Here is a 15,096-nt window from a genome sequence, read left to right on the forward strand (position 1 = left end):
GGCGTGACGGCGACCGCCGGTTGATCTGGCTCGTTACAGGGGCTCAGCGGGCGCCGCTCTGCACCAGCGTCGTCGGGAACACGGTGTCGATGTACGCGGCGCGGTCTGCGGCCTGGTCGGCGACGCCGCGCAGCCAGCCGGACACCGGCACCACCGACACCGTGGCCGCCAGCAGGAGCACGCCCGCCGCGGAGGCGACCCCGAAGTCCAGCAGCTTCGGCTTCGGCAAGGCCGGGGTCGACGCGTCGTCGGGCCGGGCGTACAGCCGCACCACCAGACGGAACAGGTAATTGGCCTCCACCGCGGAGCCCAGCAGCACCAGCGCCAGCGCACCCAAGGCCAGCGGCGTCGACAGCTCCACCAGGCCCAGCACCAGCAGCAGCTTGGCCCAGAACCCGGGCAGCGGCGGCACACCGATGAGCGACAGCGCGAACAGCACCACCAGACCTGCCGACACAGGTGCCGAGCGGGCGGCGCCGGTGAGGCGCGCGAGCGCACCGCGCCAGCGGGTGGCCAGGGCGAACAGGGCCGATTTGATGATCAGGTGATGCAGCACCAGCGCCAGTCCCGCCAGCATGCCGGCGGTGCCCCCCAGCGAGAAGCCGACGAAGACGAGCCCCAGCTGCCCGATGCTGGAGTAGGCGAGCATGCGGTTGAGGTCCCGCGCCCGCCAGGCCGCGAGCTCGCCGGTGACGAAGCCGAGTGCCCCCAGCGCCAGCATGAGCTGCGTCGCGCCGGTGCCGTCGAAGGCCAGCACCAGCAGCCGCACCACGACGATCACCGCCAGCTTCGACACCAGCCCCGCCAGCAGCGCGCTGATCCGCGTCGGCGCCGTCGCATAGACCTCCGGCACCCAGGTGTTCACCGGGAACAGCTCCGCTTTGACGCCGAAGCCGATGAGCAAAAGCGCAAAGGGCGCGAGCCCGAGCGGGTTCTGGAGCGCATCGGGCGCCAGCATGGCGAGCTGGGCCAGGCTCAGGGTGCCGGTTTGCAGGTAGACGATGGCGATGCCCACCAGCGCCAGCACCGAGCCCAGGGCCGACAGCAGCAGGTAGCGCACGGTGGCGATGTAGGCCGCACCCGTGGCGCGCAGGGTCACGAGCCCGAAGCTCGCCACCGCCACCAGCTCGTAGAAGACGTAGATGTTGAACAGGTCGCCGGACAGCGCCAGCCCCGTGGCCGCCGCCGCCAGCAGCAGCATCACAGCGTCGCGCCGCAGCGGGTCGGCATCGTCCTCGCCGCGGGACCAGAACAGCAGGGTCAGCACCGGCACCGCGGTGGCGAAGAGCAGCGCCAGGCGGTCCACGTAGAAGGTGATGCCGAGCGGCGGTGCGAAGCCGCCGATGGCCAGCGCATAGGGTGCATCCCCATAGGCCAGCCACAGCCGGATCAGCAGGTAGGCGCTCAGCGCCAGCGTCGCCGGCCCCAGCAGCAGGGCCAGGGGCCTGGCCACCCGCCCGAGGGGCTGCATCAGGAAGGCCGCCAGCAGCGGCAGCACCACCGGCAGCACGCTGTGGCCCTGGCTGATGGAGAACAGGCCGGTCATGAGGTGGCTCCGGTCTGGTCGGTGGCAGCTGTGCGCAACGCGTCCGCGACCGGGATGGGCGGCGGGAGGGGCCGCTCACCCGCCGGCGCCTCGCGGCTGCCCTCCGGCGCCATGCCGGCGTCGCGGCAGATGTCCAGCTCCAGGTGCCGGCGCAGCGCGCGCACGTCGAGCGTGCCGTAGATGCGGTGGATCTTGAGCAGCACCGACACCGCCAGTGCCTGCACGCCGACGCCGATGACGATGGCCGTCAGCACCAGCACCTGCGGCACCGGGTCCACCATGGGCACGTCGGCCGCGTGGGTGCCCAGGATCGGCGCCAGCGCGCCGTCGCGCCAGCCGCTCAGCACCAACAGCAGGTTGGCACCGGCCTCGGCGATGACCAGCGCCAGCACCATCCGGAACAGGTGATTGGACATGACCATGCCGATGGCGCCGATCACCAGCAGTCCGAAGGCGCCGACGTACATCACCACCACGAAGCTCAGGCTGTCAGGCCCCATCGCGCTCATGACCCCCGGTCCTCCGCCTGTGGATGCGGGTGCTGCGGCCCCGCCGGCTGCTCGGCCAGCTGGGTCATCAGCCCCGCCAGCTCTGCGCCCACCTTGAGCCCCACCGCCAGCGACAGCAGCGGCAGGGTGCCGGCGGACAGCAGCTCGCCCATGACGCCCTTGCCCAGCAGGGGCGCGAGAAACTCCCCGCCGTCCCACAGGGACCAGAGCCCGATGGCGATGAAGCCGGCGCCCGCCAGCCCCTCGATGAAGGCGATGGCCGTGTGGCTCGTGCCCCCGGAGCCGTCCGCACCCGGGCGCGCCAGCACCAGCACGAAGAAGGCCGCCGCCAGGATGACGCCGCCCTGGAAGCCGCCGCCCGGCGTCAGATGGCCGTGCAGGATGATGTAGAAGCCCACCACCAGCAGCAGCGGGAAGAGCAGGTCCGCGCCGGTGCGCAGGATGAAGCCGCCGGGCGGGTCCGACGTGCCGTGGCCGCAGTCCTTGCGCCCGCGCACCAGCACCAGTCCGGTGGCGGTGGCGGCGGCGAACAGGATGGACAGCTCGCCCAGGGTGTCGATGCCGCGGTAGCCCAGCAGCACCGCGGTGACGATGTTGGCGGCACCCACCTCGGCGGGTGCCTGCTCCAGGATGGCGCCGCCGACGCGCATGGGCGGCTCGCCGAAGCCGAGCTGGGCCGCAATGACCAGCAGCAGGAAGGCGAGGCCGGCGGTGAAGACCAGCGAGGCAAGGTTACGCATCCGGCTTACCTCCGCGACGCTCAGGCGAAGTGTCGGTCGCGTCCAGTTGCCAGAGGCCGAGCCGCCGCAGCCCCAGCGCCAGCACCACGCCGGAGAGCCCGGCGCCGACCACGGCCTCGGTCATGGCCACGTCCGGGGCGTGCAGCAGCACGAAGAGCACCGCCACGCCCAGCGACACGACGCCGGAGGCGGCCACCGCGCTGATCATGTTGTCCAGTATCAGCACCAGCACGGCGGACACCAGCACCAGCGCGACCATCACCAGCGCGAACAGGGTCTGCAGGTCCAGATCGACGTCGGGGATCATGGCGTCACTCCGTGCCGGCGGCGTCAGTCAGTTGCCGCGCCGGTGGCGTCCGCGGGCCGTCGTCCTGCTGCCAGGGGCGCACGCCCGCAAGGAACAGCGCCCGGGCGATGGTGGAGCTGGCGACAGGGCTCGTGAACAGGATGAAGCCCGCGATGCAGACCACTGTGGCCCACCAGGCCGGGTGCAGCAGCGCCACGCCCAGCAGGAAGGCCACGGCGCCCAGGGTCACGGACTTGGTGCCCGCCTGGATGCGGTTGTAGACGTCGGGCATGCGCAGGATGCCGAGCGCCCCGAGCAGCAGGAAAGCCGCGCCCAGGAGCAGGAACAGGTCCGCGATGAGTCTCATGGGCGCTCTGCCTCGGTGTCGGTGGTGCGCCCGGGCGCGTCCCAATTGGCCTCGATGGTGCGGGCGATGGCGACGACGAAGACGAAGGCCAGCACACCGAACACCAGCGCCACATCCAGGTACAGCGGCGTCGCGAAGAACACCGCGAAGCCGGCAATGCCCGCCGTGGCCGTCACCGACAGGGTGTCCGCGGCGACGATGCGGTCCGCTGCCCCCGGCCCCAGCACCAGCCGCAGCAGCCCGATGACCAGGGCGATGCCCACCAGCCCGAAGGCGATGATCTCGAGCGCATTCAGCGTCATTTGAGGAACCCCCGGATGTGCCGCTCGAAGCCCGCGGCGATGGCCGCCGTCGCCTGCGGCAGGTCGGTGCCGGGCGGGCAGTCGATCCAGTGCACCAGCAGGCGGTCCTCGTGCACGTCGATGGTGAGGGTGCCCGGGGTCAGCGTGATGCTGTTCGCCAGCAGCATGCGCCCGAGGGCCGAGCGCAGGTCGGTATGTACCTCCACCACGGCCGGGCGGATGGGCAGCGACGGCGCCAGTACACGGCGGGCCACGTCGAAGTTGGCCACCACCAGTGCGACGAAAAAGCGCCCCAGGTACAGCACCAGATGCACCGGCGCCGCAATGGAGAAGCGCATGCCGGTGAAAATGCCGAGCCGGGGTGCGGCCACCAGCGTCACCAGCAGGGCGACCATCGCACCGGCGAGCAGTTCCTGTGGCTGGAGGCTGCCCGCGAGCAGCACCCAGAGCAGCAGGCTCACGGCGAAGGTGAGCGCGAAGTGGGGGAGACCGGGGCGGGAAGCGCCGCCCGTATCTGCGGCGCTGGCGGTTTCGGCTGGCTGCACGGGATACCTCATCGTGCGAAGCGTTGCGGATGCAGGTGGAACCTGTCGCAGGCCCTAGAGCTTACCCCAGCTTCGTCGGCGGGAGAAGCCGAGCGAAAGCCTGGGTCATCCGCAGAGGGTGTGAGGCTAACACGGCGCAGTCCCCGCGCAAGCACGCCCGCGGCCCGCAACCTGACGGCAGTCACTTGTCGGCGGACCAACTGCATCCAGGGCAAAAACCGGCCGATGCCGACATCAGCGGGGCCTATGTCCGTCGCGGATGACCAACTCTGGCGAGTACGGCGAAGGCTGCAAGGGGCCGCCCGTCGCTTCGCACCGTCGCGCGCCGGGGCAGTGCGACCGCGGCGCGCGGCTGCGCGGTGCGTCTCAACCCGGGCCGGCGGACGGCTCGAAGCGCCCCAGCAGCTTCGCATTGATGGCGACGATGACGGTGGACAGCGACATCAGCGCGGCACCCACCGCCGGGCTCAGCACGACGCCGATGCCGTAGGCGGCGCCCGCGGCCAAAGGAATGGCGACGGCGTTGTAGCCGGTGGCCCAGAACAGGTTCTGGATCATCTTGCCGTAGGTGGCGCGGGAGAGCTCGATCACATCGGCCACGTTACGCGGGTCGGACTCCACCAGCACGATGTCGGCGGACTCCACGGCCACGTCGGTACCGGCGCCGATGGCGATGCCCAGGTCCGCCTGCACCAGCGCCGGGGCGTCATTGACGCCGTCGCCCACCATGGCCACTGTGCGTCCGCCCCGCTGGACCTCCTGAATGCGCGCCGCCTTCTCGTCCGGCAGCACCTCGGCGAAGTAGTCGCTCAAGCCGAGCTCCCCGGCGACGGCTTTGGCCACGGCCTCGGTATCGCCGGTGAGCATGATGCAGTCGATGCCCATGTGCTGGAGCCGTTCGATGGCCTCGCGGGATTCGTCGCGGATCATGTCCGCCAGCGCAATGGCGCCCAGCGGGCGCTCGTCCGCCAGCACATAAACCAGGGTGTTGCCATTCTCGCGGAAGGCCGCCACCGCGTTGCCGTCCAGCGGGATCTCCTGCTCGCGCAGATAGCCGGGGCTCACCACATGAATGGTGCGGCCCTCGACGCGGGCCTTGGCGCCGCGGCCGGCGAGGTTCTCGAGATCGGCGGCGTCCGGGATCTCGATGCCCTTGTCCTTCGCCGCCGCGACGATGCCCTGCGCGATGGGGTGCTCGGAATGGGACTCCAGCCCGGCGGCGAGGCGCAGCAGCTCGTCCTCCTGCAGACTGCCGAAGCTGGCGACTCCTGTGACCCCGAAGCGCCCGGCGGTGAGGGTGCCGGTCTTGTCGAAGACGACGGCGTCGAGCTTGCGCGCGCGCTCGAACCCGGCCCGGTCGCGGATCAACAGGCCGCGGCCGGCGGCCAGGCTGGTGCTGACGGCCACCACCAGCGGGACGGCGAGCCCCAGGGCATGCGGGCAGGTGATGACCATCACGGTGACCATGCGCTCCAGCGCGAAGTCGAAGGCGCGGCCGACGCCGAGCCAGGCGGCCAAGGTCAGCGCGCCGGCGGTGAGTGCGATGTAGGTGAGCCAGGCGGCGGCACGGTCGGCGAGGTCCTGGGTGCGCGAGCGCGACGCCTGTGCCTGGCGCACGGTGTCGATCACCTGTGACAGATAGGTGTCCGCGCCGGTCTTCTGCACCTCGATGGTGATGCTGCCCTCGCCGTTGATGGCGCCGCCGACGGCCTCGTCGCCGGCGCGCTTCTCCACCGGCCGCGACTCGCCCGTCAGCATGGATTCGTTCAGGCTGGTCTTGCCCTCGAGGATGGTGCCGTCGATGGGCACCTTCTCGCCGGGGCGCACCCGCACATGCTCGCCCTTGTGCAGCTCGCTGACAGGGATCTCCTCGGTCCCGCCGTCTTCACGCACGCGCAGCGCCCGGTCCGGCATCATCTGCACCAGGCTCTCCAATGCCCCGGACGCGCCCATGACGGACTTCATCTCGATCCAGTGGCCGAGCAGCATCACGTCCACCAGCGTGGCCAGCTCCCAGAAGAAGACCTTGCCTTCGAGCTTGAGCACCACCGCCGCCGAGTAGCCGTAGGCGACGGTGATGGCCAGCGCGATGAGCGTCATCATGCCCGGCGCGCCGCCGCGCAGCTCCGACACCAGCCCGGCGAGGAAGGGCCAGCCGCCGTATAGGAACACCGCGGTGGCCAGCCCCAGCAGCACATAGTCGTCGCCGGGGAAGGCGAGGGTGTCCGTGAGCCCGAGCAAGGACTGGATCAGGGGCGAGAGCAGCAGAATGGGCAGCGTCAGCGCGACCGAGATCCAAAACCGCCGGCGGTAGTCGGCGATCATCGCCTTGTGATGCTGCTGATGGTCGTCGTGCCGCTCGTGGCGGCCGTGATCTTGCTCGCGCATGGGCTCTCTCCCGCGGCTCTCCCCGAGCCTGCAGCAGGTTGCATACCGCAGTGTGACAGTCGCGGGCGCCTTTGTACGCTCGACGCACCGACGGACGCAGCCGTGAGCATCCATTGCGGTCTCTGCGGTGGCAAACACCCGACCGCCGACTGCGCAACGCGGCCCGCCGCCACCGCGGCGGCTGCGTCACCGCTCACCCCCGCAATGGTGGCCATCAACCATGGATTGGTGCATAGGCACCGGCGCCTGGGGGTCGCCTGCGCCGCTGCCGGACCTGGGCAGCGCCACCGGGCCATGAACGAAATGCTTCGATACGCTGGCCCTGGCTTTGCTTGCTTTCGGCAGCAAGCGAAGGCCGCGGCGGACGGTCCTGCTCCGTGCCGCGCCCCTGCATGGGCCCTGCCCATCCGTCATCGTCACAGCTGCCGGACGGGAGGTGCTGCGCCCGGCCGGGCGCGGGCCCCGTGGGACCGGCGGCCATCGCCTTACACTTTAGACGCTGGAGGTCAGCATGCTGATAGCGCTCGCCGAGCCCGAAGGCTACCGCCTCGAGGCCACCGATGGGGAGATCGGCCGCTGCCGGGATTTCCTGCTCGATGAAGACCAATGGGCCGTCCGCTGGATGGTCGCGGATACCCGCAGCTGGCTGCCCGGCCGCAAGGTATTGGTGTCGCCGGCGCAGCTGGATACGCCGGACTGGTCGAGCCGCCGGCTGCCGGTGCGCCTCACCCGGGCGCAGATCGAGCAGGGCCCGCCGCTGGATGCGGATGCCCCCGTATCGCGCCGTTACGAGCAGGGTCTCAACGCCTTCCACGGACTGCCCGACTATTGGCTCGGCAGCGGGCTGTGGGGCGATTATCCCCTGCCCTCGTCCATGATCGGCGCCCGAGAGGCCATGATCGAGCCCGCGCCCCTGGTGCCGGAGGCGCCGGACAGTGCCGAGCCGGTGCCCGCCCGGGATGACGGCAGCGAGCGACTGCGCTCGCTGCGGGAGTTGATGGGCTATGGGGTCCTCGCCCGGGAGCGCGGCGCAGACGACGCGGGCGAGGTGCAGGTCGGCCGGGTCGATGACGTCATCGTCGACGATGCAGCCTGGGCCGTGCATTACCTCGTGGTGGACAGGTCCTGGCTGCCGATGTCGACGCGGGTCCTGCTGCCCGTGGACCGCGTGGACAGCATCGATTGGGCCGAGCGCACTGTGCACACCCACGCCGGTGCCGAGCAATTGAAGGACGCGCCGAGCCTGCAGGGCGACGCGCCCGTCACGGCCCGACTGGCGGCGGCGGTGGACGAGCATTATGGGCGACCGCACCACGCCGGCGGCGAAGCGGTGTCCGGGACCTGAGCGGCGCGCCGCGCCGGGCGGGCGATGGCGCCCACAGGGCCGGTGGTACCGGAGCGTGCATCGCGGCCGACGCCCTGGCCCGGTCAGCGGCGCCCTGGCAGCCGCCGATCCTGTCGCAGGCGGCTGGCTCAGGGTCGGCGCTCACCGACTCCACTGCGTGGACGACGGGCCAGCCGCAGCCGTTGGGGCAGGGCGCCTGCCGCTGGTCTTCCTGCACGGCAACCCGACCTCGTCCTTCCTGTATCGGGGCGTCATCCGCCGGCTGCGCCCGCAGCGTCGATGTATCGCGCCGGACCTGCCCGGCTTCGGCCGCTCCTCGACGCCGCCGCGGCCGCTGGCCCCTGAGGCACATGCCGAGGTCATCGCGGCACTGTTGGACGCCCTCCGCCTGGACGCCTATGTGCTGGTCGCCCACGACTGGGGTGGACCCATCGGTTTAGCCGCGGCGCGGCGGCGCCCGCAGGCCCTGCGTGGGCTGGTGCTGGCCAACACCTTTGCCTGGCCCGTACCTGGCGTGGCCGGCTGGCGTCTGCGGTTGTTCTCCCTGCTGGCGGGGAGCGCGGCCGCCGCCCTCGCGAGCCGATGCTGCGACGCCTTCCTGACGCTCGGCTTGCGCATCGCCATCCGGCGCCGACCCCTGCCGGCCGCCGTGCTGGACGGCTACCGGGGGCCGTTCCGCCAGCGCAAGCGTCGGGCCGCCATGCATCACATGGCGCGGGCGCTGCTCGGCAGCCGCGCCTTCCTCGCGGCCGTGGAGCGGGACCTCGTGCTGTTCCGCGATCAGCCGCTGTTGCTGTGCTGGGGCGAGCACGACCCGTTCATCGGCGCCGGCGAGCGGCGGCGCTTCGCGGCCGCCTTCAGCCAGCATGAGACCCTGAGCATCCCACATGTCGGCCATTTCGTACCTGAGGACGCCCCCGAGACCATGGCGGACGCCGTTTCGGCCTGGCTGCAGGGCGGCCCCTGCTGACGGCGAACGCCGGCGGCCGGAGCCGGAACGGATCCTGCTTGCAGGTCGAGGGGAGAGCCGTTCCCGGTCCGCAGCGCATCCGCATCCGCGTGCCTGGGCGGCGAAGACGCAACCGCTTCCAACTTGGAGACACCGACATGACCAGGCACCCCATCGCCGCCATCGCCTTCGCGCTGCCCCTCATCGCCCTGACGGCCGCCGCGGGTATGGCCGACGCCGGCACCAGCCGGCCCGAGGGCGCGCGCGCCTACATCATCTCCCCCGCGCATGGCGAGACGGTGGACCAGACCTTCGTGGTCCGCTTCGGGCTCAAGGGCATGGGCGTTGCGCCCGCGGGCTGCGACATGGCGAACACCGGCCATCACCACCTGCTCATCGACAACGACGAGCTGCCGCCGCCGGGCGAGCCCATGGGGGGCGACATCCGCCACTTCGGCAATGGCGAGACCCAGGCCGAGATCACCCTGCCGCCCGGGGAGCACACGCTGCTGCTGATCCTCGGCGACAAGGACCATGTCCCGCACTCCCCGCCGGTGATGTCCGAGCAGATCAGCGTGACGGTGGAGTGAGCACGGCTGAGCACCGGAGATGATCAATGGCGACCATTCTCGATATTCTCGGCGACGAGGCCGAACCCGTGCTGAGCCATCGCTGCGAGGGCGGTGATGGAAGCCGCTCGGGTGGCGCAGCGACGCCGGTTCAGTCCGGCAGCGTCTGCCGTCGGGTCAGCACCGGCGCGAAGCCATCGCCCCGCTCGGCGAGCCGATGCAGCACCGCGCCCGGTCCCAGCCGCAGCCGCTCGGTGTCGCCCGCCGCAAGGGCGGTGTCGATCTCGTCCCAAGCCACCGGCGCCGAGACCCGCGGCTCGCGGCCGATACGCAGGCTGTATACGCCGGCGGTGGTCTTGTGGCGGTCGTTCTGGCTCCAGTCGATGAAGACCTTGCCGACGCGCCCGGCCCTGGCCATCCTGGTCGTGATCCGCCCCGGATCATCCCGCGCCAGGGTGTCGGCCACGGCGCGGGCGAAACGCTTGGTGCGTGCGTAGCTCACCTCGGTGTTGAGCGGCACCATCACGTGCAGGCCTTTTCCCCCGCTGGTCTTCGCCCAGCAGTCGAGCCCGGTCTGGCGCAGCAGCCCGCGCAGCAACCGGGCTACGCGGCAGGCGTCGGCGAGGTCCGCCGGCGGCCCCGGGTCCAGGTCGAAGACGAGCACATTGGGCGCCGGGGTCTTGTGTCTTGCGACAACTAAAAGACGTGACGCCTTTGGCCCGACACCTTCGGCGTCTTGACCCCTTCGGCTCCTGACGGCCGAGAACGACGGCGCGCGGTTACGCAGCGTGCCAGAGTAAGACCGGCTGCAGGTCGCCCGGTCCCCGGCCCGCGCTGACTCCCCTGTCCTCACGCCGGCGCAGTGCCCGATGGCTTCGCTGGCATGCCCGCGTCGCTTAGGCATTCGTCCGATCTCCGTTCACGGAGTCCGCAGCGCGAGAAAAGCGAAAGGCTGCCGAAGCAGCCTTTCGGTATCGACGGCGTCCGCGCCCCCGAGGGAGCGCATCCGCCTTGTTGCCGATAGTCCCCACCATCGGAACACCTAATACGATAGTCAGCGTAGCACAGCGTGTACAAGGGGGGAAGACCGATGCGCTACCGGTTGGCACTGGACCTGGGGACAGCTTCCGTCGGACTCGTGGCGTACGAGCTTAACGAGACGAACGCACCCCTAGGTGTTGCATATCACGTCGTCCGTGTCTTTGATGAACCCGTGCTGCCAGCGAAAGGCGGCAGCGTCGGGGAGCCGAAGAAGGCGGCGCGACGCCAGGCACGCCAACAGCGCCGACAACTCGAGCGGCGGGCGCGCCGGCTGCGCGGCTTGGCGCAGGTACTCGGAGAGGCATTGGGGCTGGACCTCCGGTCGGTGCCGCCGGACCCGGGACAGCATATCCACGCTCTCAGATCGGCCTCCGCCCATGAACGGGTGGAACTTCCGGGCCTGCTCAACGTGCTGCTGAACTTGGCCAAGCGACGCGGGTACGCCGGCGGCTTCAGAGCTGTCGCAGACGACAACGACGATAGCCAAGTCAAGGCGGGCATCGACCGGCTGCGCACTGAAATGGCGGAACGGGGCTGCGACACCCTGGGCGATTACCTGTCCTGGCGGGCCGCAAATGGACAGACGTTGAAGCTCAAGACGGTGGGCCTGTACGCGGATCGGGATATGGTGCGCGAAGAATTCGAACGCATTTGGCGCATCCAAGCGACCCACCACCCGCGCATCGCAGCCGGCGGCGAAGCCCTGCGCAAGCGTGTCGCGGAACGGATCTTTCATCAGCGACCGCTCCGATCACCGGCGCCTGCCGTCGGGAACTGCCCGTTGGAGCCGTCGCTTCGGCGCGCGCCCATGGCGCAACCAGCGGCGCAGGCGTTCCGCATCGAAAAGCAGATCGCAGACCTACGCTGGACCAACGGGCGGTGGTCCCAGCCCCTCAGTCCGGCGCAGCGGGGGGTGGTCCGGGACCTGCTCGCGCAGCACCCACGCCAGACATTCACCCAGATCTATCGCGCGCTGCAGAAACGAGGCTGCCCACGCCCCGAGATCGGTTGGCTCAATCTCGATCGATCCAGCCGCGAAGAGCTGATTGGGAACAAAACCGACGCCGCCATGGCGCGTCTCGGCCTGGCGGAAGATTGGGCGGGGCTGGAAGCGGGTCAACGCGTCACCGTCATCAATCTGCTGGCGGACATCGGCTCCCCGGAGACGCTGTGCATCCCCGGCTGGCACGAGCAGCTTGTGACCGGCGGCAAACAGCGACGCAAGCGGGTGCTCCCGGCGGCAGTGGTCGCCTTCATCGACAAGCTGGCAGCCCAGCCCGCGTTCGGCAGACTCGGGGCCATGGGGCTTGACGGAGGTCGCAGCGCATATTGCGTCAAGACGCTCTGCCGGCTGGCCGATGCCATGGGTGAAAAGGGCATCGATGAGCACGAAGCGGTCGCACGGCTTTACGAGGCGCCCAAAACCCAGCAGCAAGCGACGGCCGCGGAGCTTGGGCGGCCGCGGCCCACGGGTAATACCGTGGTTGACGTTGCCCTGCGGCAGGTGCGCTACACCGTGAACGCCGCGATACGCCATCTCGGCACACCACCGACGCAGATCATCGTCGAGCTAAGCCGCGACATGGCGCTGGGGATTAACCGTCGGCGCGAGATAGAATATCGCATCAACAAGAACCAACGTGCCCGCCGTCAGGCCGCCGAGGCGATCGCTGCCCACGACGGTCGGGTGACCCACAGCGCAATCCGCCGCTACCTGCTTTGGCGCGAGCAGGACGAGCAGTGGTGCCCCTACTGCGAGCGCCCCATCAATCTGAGCGATGCCCTCGACGGCAACGCCACCCACTACGAGCACATCTACCCCAAGTCACTCACCCGCATCGGCAAGCAGCGGGATTTCCTCGTACTTGCCCATCGCGACTGCAACGATTTCAAGGGCAACCGGACACCATGGGAGGCTTGGGGTGAGGATGATGCGCGCTGGCAGATCATCAAACAGCGCGCGGCCCGTTTCCGTGAGAAGCGCCTCAACGGTAAGGCCAAGCAACTCTTGGCGCAGGAGCCCGTTGATCGTGCCCTCAACGATAAGGTCATCAACGACTTCAGCGCCCGCCAGTTTCACGAGTCGTCCTGGATCGCCAAACAGGCTGCGAGGTGGCTGCGCGAGGTATGTGGGGACGTCGCCGTCAGCCGCGGCATGCTAACCGCGCACCTGCGGCGCAGCTGGGCTCTCGAAACCGTCATCCCGGAGGCCCGGCTCGCAGAGGGGCTGAGGCTGCGGGACACGGATGGAAAGCTGGTCAGCGCAGCAGAGTTTCAGCGATATCGGCGCTATTGGAACGGCGACAGGTCCGGCGAGGCGACTGAGCGCGAGCTGGACAAGCGCATCGACCACCGCCACCACCTGATCGACGCCTTGGTCATCGGCCTGTGCGACCGCTCCTTGTACCAGCGCATGGCGCGCGACTACAAGCAGGCCCAAGAACGCGGTGAGACCCGCCTCACATTGCGGGTCAAGCCGCCGCTGCCGAACCTGCGCGCGGTGGCGGTCGAGCTGGTTCGGCACTGCAACCTGAGCCGCAAGGCGGACCGCTATGTCTCAGGCCGATTGTTCCAAGATACTGCCTATGGTTGTACCCCTGATGGCCAGCACCTGACCAAGCGCAAGGCCGTCGCCGAGCTGGGAGGCGGCGCCAAAGCCACCCTGTCGAAGGTGCGAAAAGACATCGACAAGATCGTACATGAGTCGACTCGTGACTTGGTAAGGCAGGCGTTCGAGCGACGGGTGGCCGCGGGACGTTCGCCGGCCGAGGCCATCTCGGAGCCCATTCAACACCCGGCTTACGGGACCGTGATCAAGCGGGTGTTGCTGCTGGATGAGAAGACCGAGGGAACGAAAGCGGTGGACCACTACGCGAGAGGCGATCATCTGTTCAAACACCTTAAGCCATTTGACAACGCGTACTTGGAGCTAGTCGCAGGTTCGGGTTCTAAATTCGAGAAGCGACTCATCCGACGTTACGAAGCAAAAAACCACACCATGCCGGTTGGCGTTGTAGGTTTTGCCAAGGGTGATACTGTTCGTCATCCCGATAACGGGCTGCATTATGTCGTAGGCCAAATAAAGACCGAAAGAGGCGGGGTATTGTTGCTTGCGAGGCTGGTCGAAACAGATCCCGTCGATAAGGTAAAAGGCTCACCAGGTTTTGCCTACATGTCATCAGGACCGGCGCTCGCGAAGCTGGAGATCGTCCCGGATGTCATCGCACCGGATTCTTCTGATTGAGTCACAGAGCTGGCTGTCTCTAGATCTGGGCCGGCTCCGTATCCGCCGTCCGGAAAAAGCGGACGCCTTCGCGTTGCCGTCAGATATAGCGGTCCTTGTGCTTCACCATCCGGCTATCACCATCACCGGGCAGGCGCTTGAGAACCTGGCCGCCGCCGGGGCCATGGTGCTGCTTACGGACCGGCGGCATCTGCCCACCGGCCTGCTGTTGCCCTGGACCGGAACCAGCGTGTTGGGCTCACGGTTGCGGCAACAGATCGCCTTGGACGGCAGCGAAGCAGCCGCCCGCCTTTGGGGGGAGCTTGTAGCGGCGCGCATCGGCACACAGGCCGCTAACTTACGGGCGCTCGAATGCAAGGGTGCACTGCGCCTCGAGCGCATGGCCGGTCGGGTGGAGCCCGGTGACCCGTCCAACCTGGAGGCCCAAGCGGCCAAGCACTACTGGGCCAACCTGCTGCCCGAGGACAAGCACCGCGTGAAGCGTGGCGCGTGCGATCCGCTGAACGTGCGGCTCAACTTCGGCTATGCGGTGCTGCGCTCCATGGTGGCGCGGGAACTGGCCACTGCCGGTTTGAACCCGGCGCTGGGCATCGGGCACCACAGTATCGACAACCCGTTCAACCTGGCCGACGACCTCATGGAGCCATACCGCTTCGTGGTGGAGCGTACGGTGCTCGGCATGACGTTGGGGGAGTCCTTCGCGCCGTCGGACCGCATGGCACTCGCCGGGATTGTCGCGGCCGAGGTGCAGCTCCCAGATCGGGTACATCGCTTACCCACCGCGCTCGCCGAGACAGTCGCCAGTCTTTGCCGAGCGCTTGCCGACGGCGGCGGCGGTCTGACGCTACCGGTGTTCCCATGCCGATCAACAGCTGGCGCGTCATGTGGCTGATTGCGGTCTACGACTGCCCGGTGACCACTTCCGAGCAGCGTGCCGCCTATACGCGCTTCCGCAAGTGTCTGTTGCAGCTGGATTTTGTCCAGCATCAGTTTTCCGTCTACGCGAAGCACTGCCCGACTATGGCCATCGCGCAGAGCTTGATACAACAACTTGAGCCGGCGGTGCCGGAGGGCGCGCATGTCGCGTTCTTCTTGATGACGGACAAGCAGTACGGCATGACGCGGGAGTTTTTCGGCAGGACGAGCACGAAAAAGCGGCCTTCAGCGCCGCGCCAGATCGAGCTATTCTAGCCGCATCCTTCCTTGGATCAGATGCTTACGTCCATGCGAGAGTAACAGGTGTTCCGATGGTGGGGTATCGGAAC

General features: G+C 68.9%; 15 protein-coding genes. 6 read left to right on the plus strand and 9 right to left on the minus strand.

Features of this window, described 5'->3' with window-relative positions; translation table 11 throughout:
• Positions 1-43: 43 nt before the first annotated feature.
• The 8 genes from QZ607_RS09700 to QZ607_RS09735 form a co-directional block, all read right to left on the minus strand.
• A complete protein-coding gene (locus QZ607_RS09700) occupies positions 44-1,546 on the minus strand; it encodes a proton-conducting transporter membrane subunit (protein ID WP_295882240.1) in 1,503 nt (500 codons plus the stop codon).
• On the minus strand, positions 1,543-2,055 hold the full coding sequence (locus tag QZ607_RS09705; protein WP_295882241.1) for a sodium:proton antiporter: 513 nt from the start codon (positions 2,053-2,055) through the stop codon (positions 1,543-1,545). Before QZ607_RS09705 ends, QZ607_RS09700 begins: the two co-directional genes overlap by 4 nt.
• Positions 2,052-2,795 (minus strand): hydrogen gas-evolving membrane-bound hydrogenase subunit E, encoded by a 744-nt coding sequence (gene mbhE, locus QZ607_RS09710; protein ID WP_295882242.1) that lies wholly within the window; start codon positions 2,793-2,795, stop codon positions 2,052-2,054. Before mbhE ends, QZ607_RS09705 begins: the two co-directional genes overlap by 4 nt.
• A complete protein-coding gene (locus QZ607_RS09715) occupies positions 2,788-3,102 on the minus strand; it encodes a DUF4040 domain-containing protein (RefSeq protein ID WP_295882244.1) in 315 nt (104 codons plus the stop codon). The genes mbhE and QZ607_RS09715 overlap by 8 nt, the downstream gene beginning before the upstream one ends.
• 4 nt (positions 3,103-3,106) lie before the next feature.
• Positions 3,107-3,448 carry a monovalent cation/H(+) antiporter subunit G gene (gene mnhG, locus QZ607_RS09720; RefSeq protein WP_295882246.1) on the minus strand — a complete coding sequence of 114 codons (342 nt, stop codon included), beginning with the start codon at positions 3,446-3,448 and terminating at the stop codon, positions 3,107-3,109.
• The gene (locus QZ607_RS09725) at positions 3,445-3,750 is read right to left on the minus strand and encodes a monovalent cation/H+ antiporter complex subunit F (RefSeq protein ID WP_295882248.1); all 306 of its coding nucleotides are present in this window, start codon (positions 3,748-3,750) and stop codon (positions 3,445-3,447) included. The genes mnhG and QZ607_RS09725 overlap by 4 nt, the downstream gene beginning before the upstream one ends.
• Entirely contained in the window at positions 3,747-4,295 is a 549-nt protein-coding gene (locus tag QZ607_RS09730; protein WP_295882250.1) for a Na+/H+ antiporter subunit E, read from the minus strand. Before QZ607_RS09730 ends, QZ607_RS09725 begins: the two co-directional genes overlap by 4 nt.
• Positions 4,296-4,661: 366 nt before the next feature.
• Entirely contained in the window at positions 4,662-6,683 is a 2,022-nt protein-coding gene (locus QZ607_RS09735; protein ID WP_295882252.1) for a copper-translocating P-type ATPase, read from the minus strand.
• A gap of 511 nt (positions 6,684-7,194) precedes the next feature.
• Between QZ607_RS09735 and QZ607_RS09740 the strand changes: the two genes are divergently transcribed.
• From QZ607_RS09740 to QZ607_RS09750, 3 genes are all read left to right on the plus strand, one after another.
• Positions 7,195-8,028, plus strand: coding sequence for a PRC-barrel domain-containing protein (locus tag QZ607_RS09740; protein WP_295882254.1), 834 nt, complete (start codon positions 7,195-7,197; stop codon positions 8,026-8,028).
• A 157-nt stretch (positions 8,029-8,185) separates the two neighbouring features.
• Complete coding sequence (locus QZ607_RS09745) at positions 8,186-8,998, plus strand: alpha/beta fold hydrolase (RefSeq protein ID WP_295882255.1); 813 nt, start codon at positions 8,186-8,188, stop codon at positions 8,996-8,998.
• Between the two features lie 137 nt (positions 8,999-9,135).
• Positions 9,136-9,567: a DUF4399 domain-containing protein gene (locus QZ607_RS09750; RefSeq protein WP_295882256.1), complete on the plus strand. Its 432-nt coding sequence runs from the start codon at positions 9,136-9,138 to the stop codon at positions 9,565-9,567.
• A 130-nt stretch (positions 9,568-9,697) separates the two neighbouring features.
• On the opposite strand, the gene QZ607_RS09755 is transcribed toward QZ607_RS09750, so the two are convergent.
• A complete protein-coding gene (locus QZ607_RS09755; RefSeq protein WP_367268176.1) occupies positions 9,698-10,450 on the minus strand; it encodes a hypothetical protein in 753 nt (250 codons plus the stop codon).
• A gap of 186 nt (positions 10,451-10,636) precedes the next feature.
• On the opposite strand from QZ607_RS09755, the gene cas9 reads away from it, so the two are divergent.
• The 3 genes from cas9 to cas2 are packed head-to-tail and all read left to right on the plus strand — an operon-like array spanning position 10,637 to position 15,022.
• On the plus strand, positions 10,637-13,831 hold the full coding sequence (gene cas9 / locus QZ607_RS09760) for a type II CRISPR RNA-guided endonuclease Cas9 (protein ID WP_295882260.1): 3,195 nt from the start codon (positions 10,637-10,639) through the stop codon (positions 13,829-13,831).
• A complete protein-coding gene (cas1, locus tag QZ607_RS09765; RefSeq protein WP_295882262.1) occupies positions 13,803-14,723 on the plus strand; it encodes a type II CRISPR-associated endonuclease Cas1 in 921 nt (306 codons plus the stop codon). The genes cas9 and cas1 overlap by 29 nt, the downstream gene beginning before the upstream one ends.
• A complete protein-coding gene (cas2, locus tag QZ607_RS09770; RefSeq protein WP_295882263.1) occupies positions 14,690-15,022 on the plus strand; it encodes a CRISPR-associated endonuclease Cas2 in 333 nt (110 codons plus the stop codon). The genes cas1 and cas2 overlap by 34 nt, the downstream gene beginning before the upstream one ends.
• Positions 15,023-15,096: the final 74 nt, after the last annotated feature.

The sequence above is a fragment of the uncultured Thiohalocapsa sp. genome (genome assembly GCF_913063425.1).
Classification (GTDB): domain Bacteria; phylum Pseudomonadota; class Gammaproteobacteria; order Chromatiales; family Chromatiaceae; genus Thiohalocapsa.